Raw genomic sequence first — 15,618 nt, forward strand, 5'->3', positions numbered from 1 at the left:
CATGCTCACCACCCTGGCCGTCTCGAGTTACCGATCGCTGCGCGACATCGTCGTCCCGATGTCGCGCCTCAACCTCGTCACCGGCGCCAACGGCAGCGGCAAGTCGAACCTCTACCGCGCATTGCGCCTGCTCGCGGAAACCTCGCGCGGCGGCGTGGTCCCCGCGCTCGCGCGCGAAGGCGGTTTGCAGTCGACGTTGTGGGCCGGGCCCGAAGGCGGTGGGTCGCAAGGCACCGTGCGCACGCAACCGATCGCGTTGCGGCTCGGGTTCGCGGGCGAGGATTTCGGATACGCGATCGATCTCGGGTTGCCGACGCCCTCCTCCTCGCAATTCCGCCTGGATCCGGAGATCAAGCGCGAGGCGATCTGGAGCGGCCCATTCCTGCGCGCGTCCAACCTGCTCGTCGATCGCAGCGGCCCGATGGTGCGCGTGCGCGACGGGCGCAGCTGGCGCGTGGCGCAGCAGCACCTGCCGGCGTTCGACAGCCTGTTCGACCACGTCGTCGATCCCGCGCCCTCGCCCGAAGTGCTCGTGCTGCGCGAACGCATCCGCGGCTGGCGCTTCTATGACCACTTCCGCTCCGACCGCGACGCGCCCGCGCGCCAGTCGCAACCCGGCACGCGCACGCCGGTGCTGAGCCACGACGGCAGCGACCTCGCGGCCGCGTGGCAGACGATCGTGGAGATCGGCGACGTGGAAGCGCTGGATGCGGCGGTGGACGATGCGTTTCCTGGCGCAAGCGTCTCGGTGATGGAAGAAGCGGGGCGCTTCCGGTTGCGCTTCGACCAGGTGGGATTGCTGCGCCCGCTCGATGCGGCGGAGCTCTCCGATGGCACCTTGCGTTACCTGTTGTGGATCGCGGCGTTGCATACGCCGCGGCCGCCGGCGCTGATGGTGCTCAACGAACCCGAGACGAGTTTGCATCCCGACTTGCTGCCGCCGCTCGCGCGGTTGATTCGTGCCGCTGCCCAGCGCTGCCAGGTGTGGGTGGTGTCGCATGCGTCGCGGTTGATTGCGGCGCTGGAGGAAGACGAGGGCTGCAACAGCGTGCATCTCGAGAAGCGCGACAGCGAAACGCGCGTTGCGGGACAGGGGCTGCTGGATACGCCGGCGTGGCATTGGCCGGAGCGGTGACGGCGCACCCCGGCTCCCGATCCGGATGGCCGATCCGCGGATGAGATGGCGTACAGCCTGTTACGGGCCGTGGGGGCCCCTTCCCGGGAGAACCGCAATGCAGGCACGAAACCGTTTTGGCGCGGCGCTGTTGACGTGTGGCCTGGCCCTGGCCGGAACGGCCGCGGCGGCCGAACCGCAATCCGCCACCGATTGCTTCCTGGCCGGCTTCCGGGCCAGCAACGCCGATGCGCTGGCGCCTTGCTACGCCGAGGACGCGGTCATGTGGTTCCCCGGCGGGCCGATGGCGAAGGGGCGCACGGCGATCCGCGACGGGTTCGCGGGCTACTTCGCGGGCGCGACGGTCAAGGACGCCACGCTGACGCAGCTCGGCGAAGAAGCGATGGGCGACACGCGGGTGACCTGGGGCACCTACGTGGTGAACCTGGTCGACAAGAAGACGCAGGCCGCGTCGGTGGAACGCGGACGCTATACCGATGTGCAGAAGAAGATCGACGGGCGCTGGGTCTACATCGTCGACCATCCGTCCGACGATCCGGCGCCGGCTGCGAAGTAACGGTTCCCGCTGCCTGCCGTCCGTGCGCGGGCGGCAGGCACAGCGCCGCCGTTGCGCGGCATCGTCGTCATCACCGCCGGGCGATAATGCGTGCCCGTTCCAGGTCGCGCGCCCATGAAAACCCCCGCCGGCCTGCAAGCCCTGCTCGACGATGGCGTGATCCACGCCGTCGTCCGCCAGCTCAAGAGCGGCAAGGAAGCGTCTGTGTATGTCGTGCGCAGCGACGACGAATTGCGCTGCGCCAAGGTCTACAAGGACATGGCCCAGCGCAGTTTCCAGGCGCGCTCGCAGTACCAGGAAGGCCGCAAGGTGCGCGGCAGCCGCCAGGCGCGCGCGATGGGCAAGGCCAGCAAGTACGGCAAGAAGGCGCTGGAAGAAGCGTGGAAGAACACCGAGGTCGATGCGCTCTACCAGCTGAGCGCCGCCGGCGTGCGCGTGCCGAAGCCCTACGGCTATTTCAACGGCGTGCTGGTGATGGAGCTGGTGACCGACAGCGAAGGCCACAGTGCGCCGCGCCTCGGCGAAGTGGAACTCGATGCGGAGACCGCGCGCGAATACTTCGTCTTCCTGGTGCGCCAGGTCGTGCGCATGCTGTGCGTGGGCATGATCCACGGCGACCTGTCCGAGTACAACGTGTTGGTCGATGCGCACGGTCCGGTGATCATCGACTTGCCGCAGGCGGTGAGCGCGGCCGGCAACAACCATGCACGCGCGATGCTGCTGCGCGACGTCAACAAGCTGCGCTCCGCCCTCGCCTTCTTCGCGCCGGAGCTCGACATGCTGCATTTCGGCGAAGAGATGTGGGCGTTGTTCGAGGCCGGTGAACTGCAACCGGATTCGGAGCTCACGGGGAAGTTCGATTTCGCGACGCACGAGGCCGACGTCGATGCCGTGCTGGATTCCATCGAGGATGCGCGGCAGGAAGCGCTGATCCGGCAGCAGGGGCGGGAAGAAGCGGAGAACGCGGACTGAGCGATCGTCAGCGCGTCTTCAAGAATCGCCAGCAAACGCCGAGCGACACGAGCCACACCGCGAACTGCCACCAGCCGCCATCCCAGATCGTCTCGGCGGTGGGCGCGTCGGCAACGAACAAAGCCACGATCCCGGCCGCGAGCAGGACGGCGAAGGTCATCGCCCAGGAAGCGAACAGCACCTTGAAGACGCGGAGGGCGATCGTGATCAGCGGCGTGCGCTTGCGCTCCATGGCGGCAACCCTTGTCCGGACGCCAAGCCCTAAGACAGCACGATGTCCCAATCGAAGCGCAGGTCGTCGTCCTCCTCGCCCAACGCATGCGCAACGGCGGCCTCCTTGCTCGCACCGAGCGCATTGAAGATCGCGTCCTTCGCGTTGCCTGCCTCGCCGGGGAAATACATCTGCGTGACGAGGTGCTTGTGCTTGTCGTCGACGTCGAAGTGGATGTGCGGCGGACGCACGGCGACGGGATTCACCGGGTTGATCGGATAGGCGCCCGGCTTGATGGTGGTGAAGCGATAGCGGCCATGGTCGTCGCTCACCAGGCGCGCGTAGCCTTGGAAGTTCGGGTCCAGCGGTGCGGGGTTGACGTCGCGCGGATGGTCGTAGCGCCCCGCGGCATTGGCTTGCCACAGTTCGAGCACTGCGCCCTTGATGGGTTTGCCGTCGCGATCGAGCACGCGGCCGGACACCACGATCACCTGCCCGCGCGCCCGGCCCGCGGCGCCCTTCACGTGTGTGAGGTCGGCATCGGATTCCGATGGCAGCTGCACGGGGAAGAACGGACCGCGCGTCTGCGCGGGCGTGGCGGTGAGTGCCGCGAGCGCGGACTGCCACGGGGCGACGAGGGCCAGCGCGCCCAGGCCGGCGGCGCGCTGGAGGAGTGCGCGGCGCGCGATGGCGTCGGGGGTGGGCATCGGAGGTCTCCCGCAGTGGGCTGCAAGGGAAGCAACGCTGCGGGCCCGGGCGAGCGGCCGTGGCGTGCGCGCTATTTCGCCTTCGCCTGATCGACGGTCTCGTCGACCGCGGCTGCGTTGACTGTCGGCCGCGCGGCATCCTTGCGCACTTCCGCGACGATGCCGGGGATCGCCGCCGGATCGATCAAGCCCAGCGTCGCTGCATGCTCGGCGATCGCCACGCTGTCGGACACGCGCAGCATCGGGACCTTCGTGCCGGCGACTTTCCCGATCCAGGCGTCCACGCCGGTGTCGAGCAGGCTGTCGCGATCCGGATCCACGTCGCGGATGTAGATCGCCGCGATGCGCTCTTCGCCGAACTCCTGCGCGGCGGCCGCATACAACTCGGCGTCCTGCTGGCCGGAATCGCCCAGCAGCACCCAGCGCAGGTGCGGCATGCGATCGAACAGCGTCCGCGCACGCTCGAGCTTGTGCGCATGCCCCGGCGTCTTGAGGAACTTGCCGACATCGGTGCCGAGGTCGCGCAGGAACATCGGGCCCGGCGGGATCGCGTTGAGCGCGAGGAAATCCTCCAGCAGGTCGTACAGGTTCCAGGGCGAACTGGAGACATAGAAGATCGGATTGCGTCCCGCGTTGTCGACGCCCGCCTGCAGCGCGGCGTACAGCTTCGCCACGCCGAGCAACGGCTTGCGCGTGCGGGCGTTGCCGAGGAACACGAGCTGCGCGGCGGTCTTCCAGTCGGTGATGCTGCTTTGCAGGATCGTGTCGTCGATATCCGACAGGATGCCGATGCGCGCGGAGGGCAACACCTGCAGCACCGGCTGCGGGGTTTCGAGCGTGCCATCGGCCAGCGTGATGCGCGCCTCTGCCCACAACGCGTCGACCGGCGGCGTGCGCGGCACCAGCGTCGCCGCGTAATAGCCTTCGTGGTCGGTATGGAACTCGGCGCTCGCATCCTGGAATTGCGCGCGCATCGCGACGTTCGGCACTTCGTCGGTATCGAAGCGGCGATACGTGTTGGCGAGGTTGTCCCACCAGTCGTCGTGTTCGCCGGGGCCGCCGAGCGGCGGGCGCGCGAGCACGCGGCCCAGCAGTTCGACGCCATGCGCATCGGCGAACGTGCGATACGCGGCGATGTGTTGCGGCTGGTGCCGGTTGAAGCGCGTGTTGTATTTGTTGAACGCGGCATCGACGAGGTCGTCGCCGCGGATCACGCCCTGGGCGAGGTGTTGCGCGAGGCGCGCACGCCAGCCCGGCTTCGGCGCGGGATCGCTCAAGCCATCAGCGCCTGCATCGCGGCGCGGAATCCGGTGGCGATGCGTTCGGCGTCGCGATGGCGACCATCGCTGACGACCTGCGCGCCCGCGACATGCACCTCGCGCACCAGCGGGCGGTTGCCGCTGAAGATCCAGCGATCGACGGTGTCCGCAACGGTGGCGCCGGTGAGTTGCGGCGCGTCGCGATCGAGCACCAGCCAGTCCGCGCCCGCGCCTGCGTAGAAACAGCCGATCGCCTGGCCGGTCGCGGGTTCCGCGCTCGCGCACACGTCGTGCAGCAGCGATTCGCCGACGCTGTCCGACGCCGTGCCCACCGCGATGTTGCGATGGTGCGAGATCAGTCGCTGGCCATATTCGGCCCAGCGCAGTTCTTCGACCGGCGAAACGGAGATGTGCGAATCCGATCCGATGCCCCAGCTGCCGCCCGCTTCCAGGAACGCGCGCAGCGGGAACAGGCCGTCGCCGAGGTTCGCTTCCGTCGTCGGGCACAACGCAACGGTGGCGCCGGTGGCCGCGAGCGCGCGCACTTCCTTCGCGTCGAGGTGCGTGGCGTGCACGAGCGTCCAGCCACGGCCGACATCGGCGTTGGCGAGCAACCATTCGACCGGGCGTGCGCCGCGCAACGCGAGGCAGTCCTGCACTTCGCCCACTTGCTCGGCGATGTGGATGTGGATCGGTGTGTCCGACGGCAACGCAGCGAGCACGGTGCGCATCGCTTCGTGCGGCACGGCGCGCAGGCTGTGCAGCGCGATGCCGGTGCGCACGCTGTCGTCGTCGTCCGCGCGCAGCGTTTCGAACAGGCGCAGGAACGCATCGACGTCGTGCCCGAAGCGCCGCTGGCGCTCGGCGAGCGCCCGGCCGTCGAAACCGCCGGTCATGTAGAGCACGGGCAGCAGCGTGAGCCGGATGCCGGTGTCGCGCGCGGCGCGGACCAGCGCGCGCGACATCGCGGCGGGATCGGCGTACGGGCGGCCGTCAGGCGCGTGGTGCAGGTAGTGGAATTCGCAGACGGTGGTGTAGCCGGACTCGAGCATCTCGACGTAGAGCTGCGAGGCCACGGCATGCAGCGTGTCGGGGTCGAAGCGCGCGGCGAAGCGGTACATCGTGTCGCGCCAGGTCCAGAACGAGTCTTCCGGGTTGGTGCGGCGCTCGGCCATGCCGGCCATCGCGCGCTGGAAGGCGTGCGAGTGCAGGTTGGCGATGCCGGGCAGGACGATCCCCGCGCTTTCGCTGGGCTGGGCCGCCATGCGTTCGACGATGCGGCCGTCGGCATGGGTGAAACCGGCGTCGGTGCGCCAGCCGCCGGGGGTCCAGAGGCGTTCCGCGTCGAGGGTCTGCATGCCCGGCATTCTGCCCCGCCGCGACGGGCAATGCGAACGACGGCTGGGGCCCTACAATCGCGAACGATGACCGACCTCCGCGACGCTCCCTTCGATGGCCTGCTGCTCGGCGCGCACCTGGCGACGCTGGACGGCGCGCAGGCGTATGGCGCGGTGGAAGACGGTGCGCTGGCCTGGCGTGATGGGCGCATTGCGTTCGTCGGTCCGCGCAGTGCGTTGCCGGCGGATGCCGTGGGCAGCGCGCGCGAGGTGATCGAAGCCGATGGGTGGGTCACGCCGGCGCTCGTCGATTGCCATACGCACCTGGTGTTCGCGGGCGATCGTGCGCGCGAGTTCGAACTGCGGTTGCAGGGCGCCACGTACGAGGAGATCGCGCGGGCTGGTGGCGGCATCCTGTCCACGGTGCGTGCGACGCGGGCGGCGGATGACGATGCGTTGTTCGCGGCCTCGCTGCCGCGCGCGCAGGCCTTGCTGCGCGATGGCGTGGCGACGGTGGAAATCAAGTCGGGCTACGGGCTCGACTTCGAGACCGAGCGCCGGATGTTGCGCGTGGCGCGACGCATCGGTGAAACGCTCGGCATCACGGTGCGCACCACGTATCTCGCCGCGCATGCGTTGCCGCCGGAATTCAAGGACGACGCGGACGGTTACGTCGATGCGTTGGTCGAATGGATGCCACGACTGCATGCGGAAGCCCTGGTCGACGCGGTCGATGCGTTCTGCGAAGGCATCGGGTTTTCGCCCGCGCAGGTGCGGCGCGTGTTCGAGGCGGCGCGCGCGCTCGGCGTGCCGGTGAAACTGCACGCCGATCAGCTGAGCGACCTGGGCGGCGCGGCGCTCGCGGCGGAATTCGGCGGCCTGTCCGCGGACCACGTCGAACACACGAACGACGCCGGCGTGCGCGCGATGGCCGCGCACGGCACGGTCGCGGTGTTGCTGCCGGGCGCCTTCCACGTGCTGCGCGATACCAGGCTGCCGCCGATCGAGGCCTTCCGCGCGCACGGCGTGCCGATGGCCGTGGCGACCGATTGCAATCCCGGCACCTCGCCGTTGTTGTCGCTGCGCCAGGCGATGCAGCTGGCCTGCACGCATTTCCGCCTCACGCCGGAAGAAGCCCTGCGCGGCGCCACCGTGCATGCGGCACGTGCGCTCGGCCTGCCCGATCGCGGCGTGCTGCGCGTCGGTGCGCGCGCCGACTTCGTGCGCTGGCGCGTCCAACATCCCGCCGAGCTGTGCTATTGGCTCGGCGGACACCTCGCGGAGGCCGTGCATGTCGCCGGCCGCCGGATTCCCTGATCCCAAGGAGCCCAAGCATGCGTCGTTCCGCCCTCGCCCTCCTCCCGCTGCTCGTCGCCGGCGTCGTGCACGCGCAGGACGCCGCGCACAAGCTCGCGGACGACGCGATCATCGTCGACACGCACATCGACGCCCCCGAACGCCTCGTCTCGCACTGGGACGACCTGGGCCTGTCGGCGCCGACGAAGGAGTTCGACTATCCGCGCGCGCGGGCCGGCGGCCTGGATGTCGCCTTCATGTCGATCTACACCTCGCCGGAGGAAGACGTCGCGGGCACGGCGTGGCAGGTCGCGAACACGCAGATCGACCACGTCGAGGCGATGGTGCAGCGGCATCCGGACAAGTTCGCGATCGTGACGTCGCCCAAGGACGTCGAACGCCTGCGCCAGGGCGGCCACGTGCTGCTCGCGCTGGGCATGGAGAACGGCGCGCCGATCGGCGACGACCTGAAGAAGCTGGCGGAATTCCAGGCGCGCGGCGTCCGCTACATCACGCTCGCGCACGGCGAGGACAACCGCATCGCCGACTCCTCGTACGTCGACACGGCGAAGTGGCACGGCCTGAGCCCCTTCGGCGAACAGGTGGTCAAGGAAATGAACCGCCTCGGCATCATGGTCGACGTCTCGCACGTCTCCGACGATACGGTGCGCGACGTGCTCGCGCTGACCGACGTGCCGGTGATCGCGTCGCATTCGGGCCTGCGCCACTTCACGCCGGCGTTCGAGCGCAATTTGTCCGACGACCTCGCAAAGGCCATCGCGAAGGAAGGCGGCGTGGTGCAGCTGACGTTCGGTACGGTGTTCCTCGACGCCAAGCTGGGCGCGGCCACCATGGAACGCCGCCGCCACGTGTCGCAGATGAAGCTGGCCGGCAAATCGCAGGCGGAGATCGATGCGTACGCCAAGCAATGGGGCGTCGAGAACCCCACGCCCGTGGTGCACGTGGACCGCGTGCTCGACATCATCGATTACGCGGTGAAGCTGGTCGGCATCGACCACGTGGGCATCGGGTCGGATTTCGACGGCGTGGATGGCGAGCTGCCGGAAGAACTGAAGTCGGTGGCGGACTATCCCGTGATCGTCGCCGGGCTGCAGAAGCGCGGCTACAAGGACGCGGACATCCGCAAGATCCTCGGCGGGAACCTGCTGCGTGTGTGGGCCGCGGTGGAGGCGGCCGGCAAGCCCTGATTTCCCCGGTGCAACAAAAAAGCCCCGCGATGCGGGGCTTTTTTTTCGAACGTCGCGGAAGGGATTACTCCTTCGCGCCGGCCTTCTTCGCCACGACCTTCTTCGCCGGGGCCTTGGCCACGGTGGTCTTGGTGGCGGTCTTCTTCACCACCGGCGCCGTCGTCGTGCCGGCAGCCTTGGCCGCGACGTGCGAACGCGCGTTGCCGTAGCTGGCGTTGTAGCGCTTGCCCTTGGCGGTCTTGCGGTCGCCCTTGCCCATGTGCGTTGCTCCTGGTGCTGTATTCGTGATGGATATCTGCGCGCTGGCCGCGCGCGAGGGCGCAAAGCCTAGCAGATCGACGCGGTGCGCAGGCGGATCAGTGCGCGCAGCTGGCGTCGTGGATGTGCACCAGCCGCAGGTTGGCCAGGTGCGCCAGCCCCACGAGCGTGCCGCCGCAGGTCATCACCAGCGCATGCGCGACCAGGTGCTCGTGCAGCGGCGGGTAGAGGATGGCGCTCCACAGGATCGTGAGGCCCGCAGCCAGCAGGCCGAGTGCGCGCACGGCGCCGTGCTTGCGATAGCCCCAGTAGACGCTCGCAAAGCCCAGCAACGTAGCGAATGCCACGAAGCCGCGCTCGAACCCTTCGCCCAGCCAGTTGCCGATGCCCAACGCCGGCAGCAGCGCGATGGCCAGCGGCAGCAACGCGCAATGCACCGCGCACGCCAGCGAACCGGCGGCGCCGAAGCGATCGAGCAGGCGATGGGAGCGGGCGGCAGGGGACATCGGGGGGCGGGCGGCGGCGGAAGTGGAACTTTATAACATTCCGCGTCGAAATCCCGTCACGACCCCGTTCAGCTGGATTCGAGGGCCCGGCAGGCCTGGCAGACCCCATGGACTTCCAGGGTCTGCGCCTGGGGGGCGAAGCCCAGCGCCCGGGCGGAGGCGTCCAGCGCGGACACGATGCTGTCGTCCTCCAGCTCCGTCGCCGAATGGCACGCATCGCAGATCAGGAACGGCACGGCGTGCGCTTCGCCGCCGGGATGGTGGCAGCCCACGTAGGCGTTGATCGACGAGAGTTTGTGGATGAAGCCGTGCTCGAGGAGGAAGTCGAGGGCGCGATACACCGTGGGCGGCGCGGTCGCGTCGTGCGTGGCCTTCATCCGGTCGAGCAGTTCGTAGGCCTTCACCGGGCGGCCCGCATCGGCGATCAGGCGCAGCGCGTTGGCGCGGATCGGCGTCAGGCGCAGGCCACGCGCTTCGCACGCGCGCTCCACCTCGTGCACGAACGCATCGGCGTCGTGGACGTGGTGGTGCGGATCGGTGCAGGGAGCGTGGTGGCCCATGGGTTCGATCTAGTCCCCGGCCGGCACTTTTGCAAGGGCGGCATCGATGCGGCGCAGGGCCTCGTCGCGGCCTGCGAGGTACACGGTGTGCGAGATATCGGGGCTCACCTGCGTGCCGGTGATGGCCACGCGCAGCGGCTGCGCAACCTTCCCCATGCCGATGCCGAGCGCATCGGCGGCGGCATGCAGCGCAACGCCCACGTTTTCCGCGGACCACGTGTCCAGCGCTTCCAGGCGCGTGCGCGCTTCCGCCAGCGGTGCGCGCGCGGCGGCGTTGAGATGCTTGGCGACCGCCGCATCGTCGTATTGCGTGAGCGGACCGAACCACACCGCCGCGCGTTCCGCCATGTCCTTCAGCGTCTGCACGCGATCGCGCAACGCCACGACGAGGTCGGCCGGCGACGGACCCGCGGCGAGGTCGTAGCCCTGCGCGCGCAGGTGCCATTCCAGGTGCTTGCCCACTTCGACCGGATCGTCCGACTTCAGGTACTGCTGGTTGAGCCAGCCGAGCTTGGCGGCATCCAGGCGCGAGGCCTTCGCGTTGACGTCGCGCAGGTCGAACAGCTGCGTCATTTCCGGGATCGAGAAGATCTCCTGGTCGCCGTGCGACCACCCCAGCCGCACGAGGTAATTGAGCAGCGCGTGCGGCAGATACCCGGCATCGCGGTACTGCATGACATCCGCCGCGCCCGTGCGCTTGGACAGCTTGGCGCCCTGCTCGTCCAGGATCATCGGCAGGTGCGCGAAATGCGGCACGGGCTTGCCCAGCGCGCGATAGATGTTTATCTGTCGCGGCGTGTTGTTGACGTGGTCGTCGCCGCGCACGACGTCGCTGATGTCCATGTCGATGTCGTCGACGACGACGGCGAAGTTGTACGTCGGATAGCCGTCGGAGCGGAAGATCACCAGGTCGTCGAGTTCGCCGTTGGCGAATTCGATGCGGCCCTTGACCTTGTCGTCCCACGCCACGACGCCGTCGAGCGGATTCTTGAAACGGATGACGCGGTTGGGATCGTCGCGAAAGCCCACGTTCTGTTCGCGATACGCGCCGTTGTAGCGCGGCTTGTCGTTGGCGGCCATCGCGGCTTCGCGCATGGCTTCCAGTTCCGCCTTCGTCTCGTACGCGTAGTACGCGGTCCCGTCGGCGACCATCTGCTCGGCGACTTCGCGATAGCGGTCCAGGCGCGCGGTCTGGTAGACCGGGCCTTCGTTGTAATCCAGACCCAGCCAGTCCATCGCTTCCAGGATCGCGTCGATGGCGGCCTGCGTGCTGCGCTCGCGGTCGGTGTCTTCGACGCGCAGGATGAAATCGCCGCCGTGGCGCCGCGCTTCCAGCCAGCAGTACAGCGCGGTGCGCGCGCCGCCGATGTGCAGGTAACCGGTGGGACTGGGGGCGAAACGGGTGCGGACGGCCATGGGCGCGCGAGTTCGAACGGGAATGGCCGGCGATTTTACGCGAGCGCGCCCACCTCCGCCGGGCGCCCCACTAGAATGGCCGTATGCCTGCGTTGTTCATTTCCGACCTCCACCTCGATGCGGAGCGTCCCGCCATCACCGACCTGTTCGGCCGCTTCCTGGCCGATGAGGCGCGTGGCGCCGATGCGCTGTACATCCTCGGCGACCTGTTCGAAGCCTGGGTGGGGGACGACGATCCCTCCGACGTCGGCGCGTTCGTCGCCGACCGCCTGGCCACGCTGACGCGCGCGGGGACGCCCGTGTTCTTCCTGCGCGGCAACCGCGATTTCCTCGTCGGCGACCGCTTCGCGCGCCGCGCGCGCATGCACATCCTCCCGGATCCGGCGGTCGTGCTGCTCGAGGGCACGCCCACGCTGCTGATGCACGGCGACCTGCTGTGCACCGACGACGTGAAGTACCAGGCCTTCCGCGCGCAGACGCGCGATCCGCACTGGCAGGCGCAGTTCCTCGCGCAGCCGCTGGCGGCGCGGCTCGCGTTCGCGCAACAGGCGCGCGCGGCGAGCAAGGCGCACCAGGGCGGGTTGCAGCAGCAAGGCTTGATGGAAGCGATCACCGATGTTGCGCCGGCCACCGTCGACGCCACGCTCGCGCGCTTCGGCATCGGCAAGCTCATCCACGGGCACACGCATCGTCCCGCGGTGCACGACGAGCCCAATGGCACGCGCATCGTGCTGGGCGACTGGTACGAACAAGGCTCGGTGTTGCGCGTGGATCGCGACGGCGCGCAGTTGTCGTCGCTCGCCGCCTAGGGTTTGCGTTCGCGCGCTTCGGCGTCCAGCGCGAGCAGTGCTGCCAGTTCTTCCGGATCGAAACCCGCTTCGGCCCGCGCTTCCAGGTTGAACGGGCCATAGAGCACGGGACGCGCGTATTGCGCGAGCAGGTGCGCGAACGTCGCGCGCGGCTCGCGGCCGTGCAGTTCGCAGCACCAGCGGAACCAGCGCGAGCCCGCGGCCACGTGCCCCACTTCCTCGCGCAGGATGACCTCGAGGATGTCGGCGGTCGCATCGTCGCCGAGCGAACGCAGCTTCACGATCATGCCGGGTGTGACATCCAGGCCGCGCGCTTCCAGCACGCGCGGCACCAGCGCCATGCGCGCGAGCGCGTCGTGCGCGGTTTTTTCCGCCATTTCCCACAAGCCGTTGTGCGCGTCGAAGTCGCCGTAGTCGTGGCCGAACTCGCGCAGGCGCGCGCGCAGCATCGCGAAGTGCCGCGCTTCGTCCGCCGCCACGCCGATCCAGTCGGCGTAATACGCCGCGGGAAACGTGCGGAAGCGATACACCGCGTCCCACGCCAGGTCGATCGCGTTGAACTCGATGTGCGCCACCGCGTGGATGAAGGCGGCGCGGCCTTCGTCGCTGCCGAAGCCGCGGCGCGGCAGGTCGCGCGGCGGCACCAGGCGCGGGCGTTCGGGACGGCCCGGCATGCGGATCGGATCGGGTTCGCGCTCGTCTTCGAGCGTGGCGAACTTGCCGTCGGCGAAATCGGCGGCGGCCTGCGCGGTGCGCGCGAGCTTGTCTTCCGGCGTCGCCGCATCCAGGCACGCCTTCGCCGCATCGAACAGCGAAGCCATGGCGTCAGGACGCGACGCGGCGTTTCTTTTTGGCGTCGTCGGAACGCAGCTTGCTGATGCGCTCGAAGTAATCCGGATCGATGCCCGTCACGTATTCGCCGCTGAAGCACGAGCTGTCGAAGCGCTTGCCCGGATGCTTCGGGCCGGCAACGGCGGTTTCGAGATCCGCCAGGTCCTGGTAGATCAGCCAGTCGCAGCCGAGCAGCTGTTCGATTTCCGCTTCGGTGCGGTTGTGCGCGATGAGTTCGTCGGGCGACGGCATGTCGATGCCGTAGATGTTCGGGAAGCGCACCGGCGGCGCGGCGGACGCCAGGTACACCTTCTTGGCGCCGGCGTCGCGCGCCATCTGCACGATCTGGCGCGAGGTGGTGCCGCGCACGATGGAGTCGTCCACCAGCAGCACGTTGCGGCCGCGGAATTCCAGCGGGATCGGGTTGAGCTTGCGCTTCACCGATTTCACGCGCTCGCCCTGCCCCGGCATGATGAAGGTGCGGCCGACGTAGCGGTTCTTGATGAAGCCTTCGCGGTACTTCACGCCGAGCGTGCTGGCGATTTCCAGCGCGGAATCGCGCGAGGTGTCGGGGATCGGGATGACGACGTCGATGTCGTGGTCCGGGCGCAGGCGCAGGATCTTCTCGCCCAGCGTCACGCCCATGCGCATGCGCGCCTTGTGCACGGAGATGTCGTCGATCATCGAGTCCGGGCGCGCGAAGTACACGTATTCGAAGATGCAGGGCGTCGCGCCTTCCGGTGCGGCGCATTGCCTGGCGAACAGTTCGCCGCGCGCGGTGATCACCAGCGCTTCGCCCGGCGCGACGTCGCGCACGCGTTCGAAGCCGAGCACGTCGAGCGCGACGGATTCGGACGCAACCATCCATTCGTCGCCGCCCGGCGTGGTGCGCTTGCCGAGCACCAGCGGACGGATGCCGTGCGGATCGCGGAACGCCACCAGGCCGAGGCCGAGCAGCGCGAGGACGACGGCGTAGCCGCCCTTCGCGCGGCGGTTCACGCCTTCCACGGCGCGGAACACGGCGTCGGGCGTGAGCGCCTTCTGCGTGTCCAGTTCGTGCGCGAACACGTTGAGCAGCACTTCCGAATCCGATTCGGTGTTGACGTTGCGGCGGTCCTGTTCGAACACCTCGCGCCGCAGCGCGTCGGTGTTGATGAGGTTGCCGTTGTGCGCCAGCGCGATGCCGTAGGGCGAGTTGACGTAGAAGGGCTGCGCTTCGTCCGAGCCTTCCGAACCGGCCGTGGGATAGCGGCAGTGCGCGATGCCCACGCGCCCTTCGAGCAACAGCATCGAGGCTTCGTCGAACACGTCGCGCACGAGGCCGTTGCCCTTGTGCACGCGCAGCTTGCCGCGGTCGGCGGTGGCGATGCCCGCCGCGTCCTGGCCGCGGTGCTGGAGCACGGTTAGGCCGTCGTAGAGCTGCGCTGCGACTTCCGAGGTTCCGACGATACCGACGATGCCGCACATGGGATGGGGGATTCCTGCGTGTTCTGGCTGGTTGGATCAGGGATGCGGGCGGACGATGCCGTCCATCCCGAGTTTCGACTTGACCTGCGCCTTGAGTTGGTCCGCTTCGGCGCGATTCAACACCGGGCCCACGCGGACGCGGGTGAGGGTGCCCTTGTCGGTGGTGATGCTTTCGGTGAACGCGCTGAAGCCGGCGTTGCGCAGCTTGTCGCGCAGGGCGTTGGCGTCGGCGGCCTTGCTGAAGGCGGCCAGCTGGACGGCGAAGCCGGTGCCGGACGCGGCGGGCGTGGCGGGCGCGGTCGCTGCGGGCTTGGTGGCCGGGGTCGTCGCTGCGGCAACGGTGGTGGTGGGCTTCGGCGGCGTGGCGGCCTTCGGCGCTTCGCGCTCGGCGTCCAGGGCCACGACCTTTGCGCTGACGTCGCTGCGCACGCCGGCGGCCTTCAGGCGCGCGTCCTCGGCCTGCGCGCGGGTGGCGAACGGACCGATGCGCACGCGCTGGAGCGTCTTGCCGGAGACCGTCGCGGATTCGCGATAGCCCGGCAGGTGCGCGGCGCGCAGCGAGGCGGTGACCGAATCGGCGGCAGCCGCGGTGGAGAAGCTGCCGTAGTTGACGGCGTAGTTCCCGCCCGCGGTGGGCGCGGGGTACATCACGCCGGGCGCGGACGGCGGCGGCGTGGTCGGCGCCGGCGCGGTGGCGGCGGCCGAGGCGTCGGGCAGCGCCTGGACCTGGGCGGCCGAGGCGTCGCGCAGCGGCGCGGCGGCGATCGTCGCGGCAGACGCAGGCGGCGTGTCGGGGAGCGCGGCGACGGTCGCGGTGCTCGCGGACGGCGCGGGCGGCGTTGCATCCATGCCAAGCGCGCCATCGGCGGGCGTGGCATCGGGCGCCACGAGCGGCAGGTCGCGGGTTTCCAGGTCGCCGACCGGTGCGCGCGGTGCATCGAGCGGGACGTCGGCGACGCCACTCTCCGGCGCCGGGCCCTGGATCAGCATGGGAAGGAAGATCACGGCCAGCGCGATCAGCACGGCTGCGCCGACGAGGCGCTGTTTCAGTGCAGGTTCCATCGGTGCTCGGGGGACCGGGCGACGTTGC

The 15,618-nt window shown here is 69.1% G+C and carries 17 protein-coding genes; 6 read left to right on the forward strand and 11 right to left on the reverse strand.

Features of this window, described 5'->3' with window-relative positions; all coding sequences use genetic code 11:
* The first annotated feature begins 1 nt into the window (after position 1).
* From LYSCAS_RS02200 to LYSCAS_RS02210, 3 genes are all read left to right on the forward strand, one after another.
* A complete protein-coding gene (locus LYSCAS_RS02200; protein ID WP_213435408.1) occupies positions 2–1,135 on the forward strand; it encodes an AAA family ATPase in 1,134 nt (377 codons plus the stop codon).
* Positions 1,136–1,232: 97 nt separating this feature from the next.
* Entirely contained in the window at positions 1,233–1,691 is a 459-nt protein-coding gene (locus tag LYSCAS_RS02205) for a YybH family protein (RefSeq protein WP_213435409.1), read from the forward strand.
* A gap of 114 nt (positions 1,692–1,805) precedes the next feature.
* Positions 1,806–2,663 carry a PA4780 family RIO1-like protein kinase gene (locus tag LYSCAS_RS02210; RefSeq protein WP_213435410.1) on the forward strand — a complete coding sequence of 286 codons (858 nt, stop codon included), beginning with the start codon at positions 1,806–1,808 and terminating at the stop codon, positions 2,661–2,663.
* A 7-nt stretch (positions 2,664–2,670) separates the two neighbouring features.
* On the opposite strand, the gene LYSCAS_RS02215 is transcribed toward LYSCAS_RS02210, so the two are convergent.
* From LYSCAS_RS02215 to LYSCAS_RS02230, 4 genes are all read right to left on the reverse strand, one after another.
* A complete protein-coding gene (locus tag LYSCAS_RS02215; protein ID WP_213435411.1) occupies positions 2,671–2,895 on the reverse strand; it encodes a hypothetical protein in 225 nt (74 codons plus the stop codon).
* A 29-nt stretch (positions 2,896–2,924) separates the two neighbouring features.
* Positions 2,925–3,581 (reverse strand): dioxygenase family protein, encoded by a 657-nt coding sequence (locus tag LYSCAS_RS02220; RefSeq protein ID WP_213435412.1) that lies wholly within the window; start codon positions 3,579–3,581, stop codon positions 2,925–2,927.
* A 71-nt stretch (positions 3,582–3,652) separates the two neighbouring features.
* Complete coding sequence (locus tag LYSCAS_RS02225; RefSeq protein WP_213435413.1) at positions 3,653–4,858, reverse strand: App1 family protein; 1,206 nt, start codon at positions 4,856–4,858, stop codon at positions 3,653–3,655.
* A complete protein-coding gene (locus tag LYSCAS_RS02230; protein WP_213435414.1) occupies positions 4,855–6,198 on the reverse strand; it encodes a formimidoylglutamate deiminase in 1,344 nt (447 codons plus the stop codon). Before LYSCAS_RS02230 ends, LYSCAS_RS02225 begins: the two co-directional genes overlap by 4 nt.
* A gap of 66 nt (positions 6,199–6,264) precedes the next feature.
* Here LYSCAS_RS02230 and hutI point away from each other — a divergent pair, with 66 nt between their 5' ends.
* Positions 6,265–7,494 carry an imidazolonepropionase gene (gene hutI, locus LYSCAS_RS02235; RefSeq protein ID WP_213435415.1) on the forward strand — a complete coding sequence of 410 codons (1,230 nt, stop codon included), beginning with the start codon at positions 6,265–6,267 and terminating at the stop codon, positions 7,492–7,494.
* A 17-nt stretch (positions 7,495–7,511) separates the two neighbouring features.
* The gene (locus LYSCAS_RS02240; protein WP_213435416.1) at positions 7,512–8,681 is read left to right on the forward strand and encodes a dipeptidase; all 1,170 of its coding nucleotides are present in this window, start codon (positions 7,512–7,514) and stop codon (positions 8,679–8,681) included.
* 64 nt (positions 8,682–8,745) lie between these two features.
* Here LYSCAS_RS02240 and LYSCAS_RS02245 read toward each other — a convergent pair whose 3' ends face one another.
* From LYSCAS_RS02245 to gltX, 4 genes are all read right to left on the reverse strand, one after another.
* Positions 8,746–8,940, reverse strand: a complete 195-nt coding sequence (locus LYSCAS_RS02245; protein WP_213435417.1) for a 30S ribosomal protein THX — start codon at positions 8,938–8,940, stop codon at positions 8,746–8,748.
* Between the two features lie 97 nt (positions 8,941–9,037).
* Entirely contained in the window at positions 9,038–9,445 is a 408-nt protein-coding gene (locus LYSCAS_RS02250) for a MerC domain-containing protein (protein ID WP_213435418.1), read from the reverse strand.
* A gap of 68 nt (positions 9,446–9,513) precedes the next feature.
* Entirely contained in the window at positions 9,514–10,005 is a 492-nt protein-coding gene (locus tag LYSCAS_RS02255; protein WP_213435419.1) for a transcriptional repressor, read from the reverse strand.
* 9 nt (positions 10,006–10,014) lie between these two features.
* On the reverse strand, positions 10,015–11,421 hold the full coding sequence (gltX, locus tag LYSCAS_RS02260) for a glutamate--tRNA ligase (RefSeq protein ID WP_213435420.1): 1,407 nt from the start codon (positions 11,419–11,421) through the stop codon (positions 10,015–10,017).
* 83 nt (positions 11,422–11,504) lie between these two features.
* Here gltX and LYSCAS_RS02265 point away from each other — a divergent pair, with 83 nt between their 5' ends.
* Positions 11,505–12,230 carry a UDP-2,3-diacylglucosamine diphosphatase gene (locus LYSCAS_RS02265; RefSeq protein WP_213435421.1) on the forward strand — a complete coding sequence of 242 codons (726 nt, stop codon included), beginning with the start codon at positions 11,505–11,507 and terminating at the stop codon, positions 12,228–12,230.
* Here the strand turns inward: LYSCAS_RS02265 and LYSCAS_RS02270 are convergent.
* Genes LYSCAS_RS02270 through LYSCAS_RS02280 form a run of 3 tightly spaced genes read right to left on the reverse strand, consistent with a single transcriptional unit; the run spans position 12,227 to position 15,590 of the window.
* Entirely contained in the window at positions 12,227–13,051 is an 825-nt protein-coding gene (locus LYSCAS_RS02270) for a ferritin-like domain-containing protein (RefSeq protein ID WP_213435422.1), read from the reverse strand. The genes LYSCAS_RS02265 and LYSCAS_RS02270 overlap by 4 nt on opposite strands.
* 4 nt (positions 13,052–13,055) lie before the next feature.
* Positions 13,056–14,528, reverse strand: a complete 1,473-nt coding sequence (gene purF, locus LYSCAS_RS02275; protein WP_213435423.1) for an amidophosphoribosyltransferase — start codon at positions 14,526–14,528, stop codon at positions 13,056–13,058.
* A 36-nt stretch (positions 14,529–14,564) separates the two neighbouring features.
* Entirely contained in the window at positions 14,565–15,590 is a 1,026-nt protein-coding gene (locus tag LYSCAS_RS02280) for an SPOR domain-containing protein (RefSeq protein WP_213435424.1), read from the reverse strand.
* Positions 15,591–15,618 lie beyond the last annotated feature (28 nt).

The organism is Noviluteimonas caseinilytica (assembly GCF_018406605.1).
In the GTDB taxonomy this organism is placed as follows: domain Bacteria; phylum Pseudomonadota; class Gammaproteobacteria; order Xanthomonadales; family Xanthomonadaceae; genus Noviluteimonas; species Noviluteimonas caseinilytica.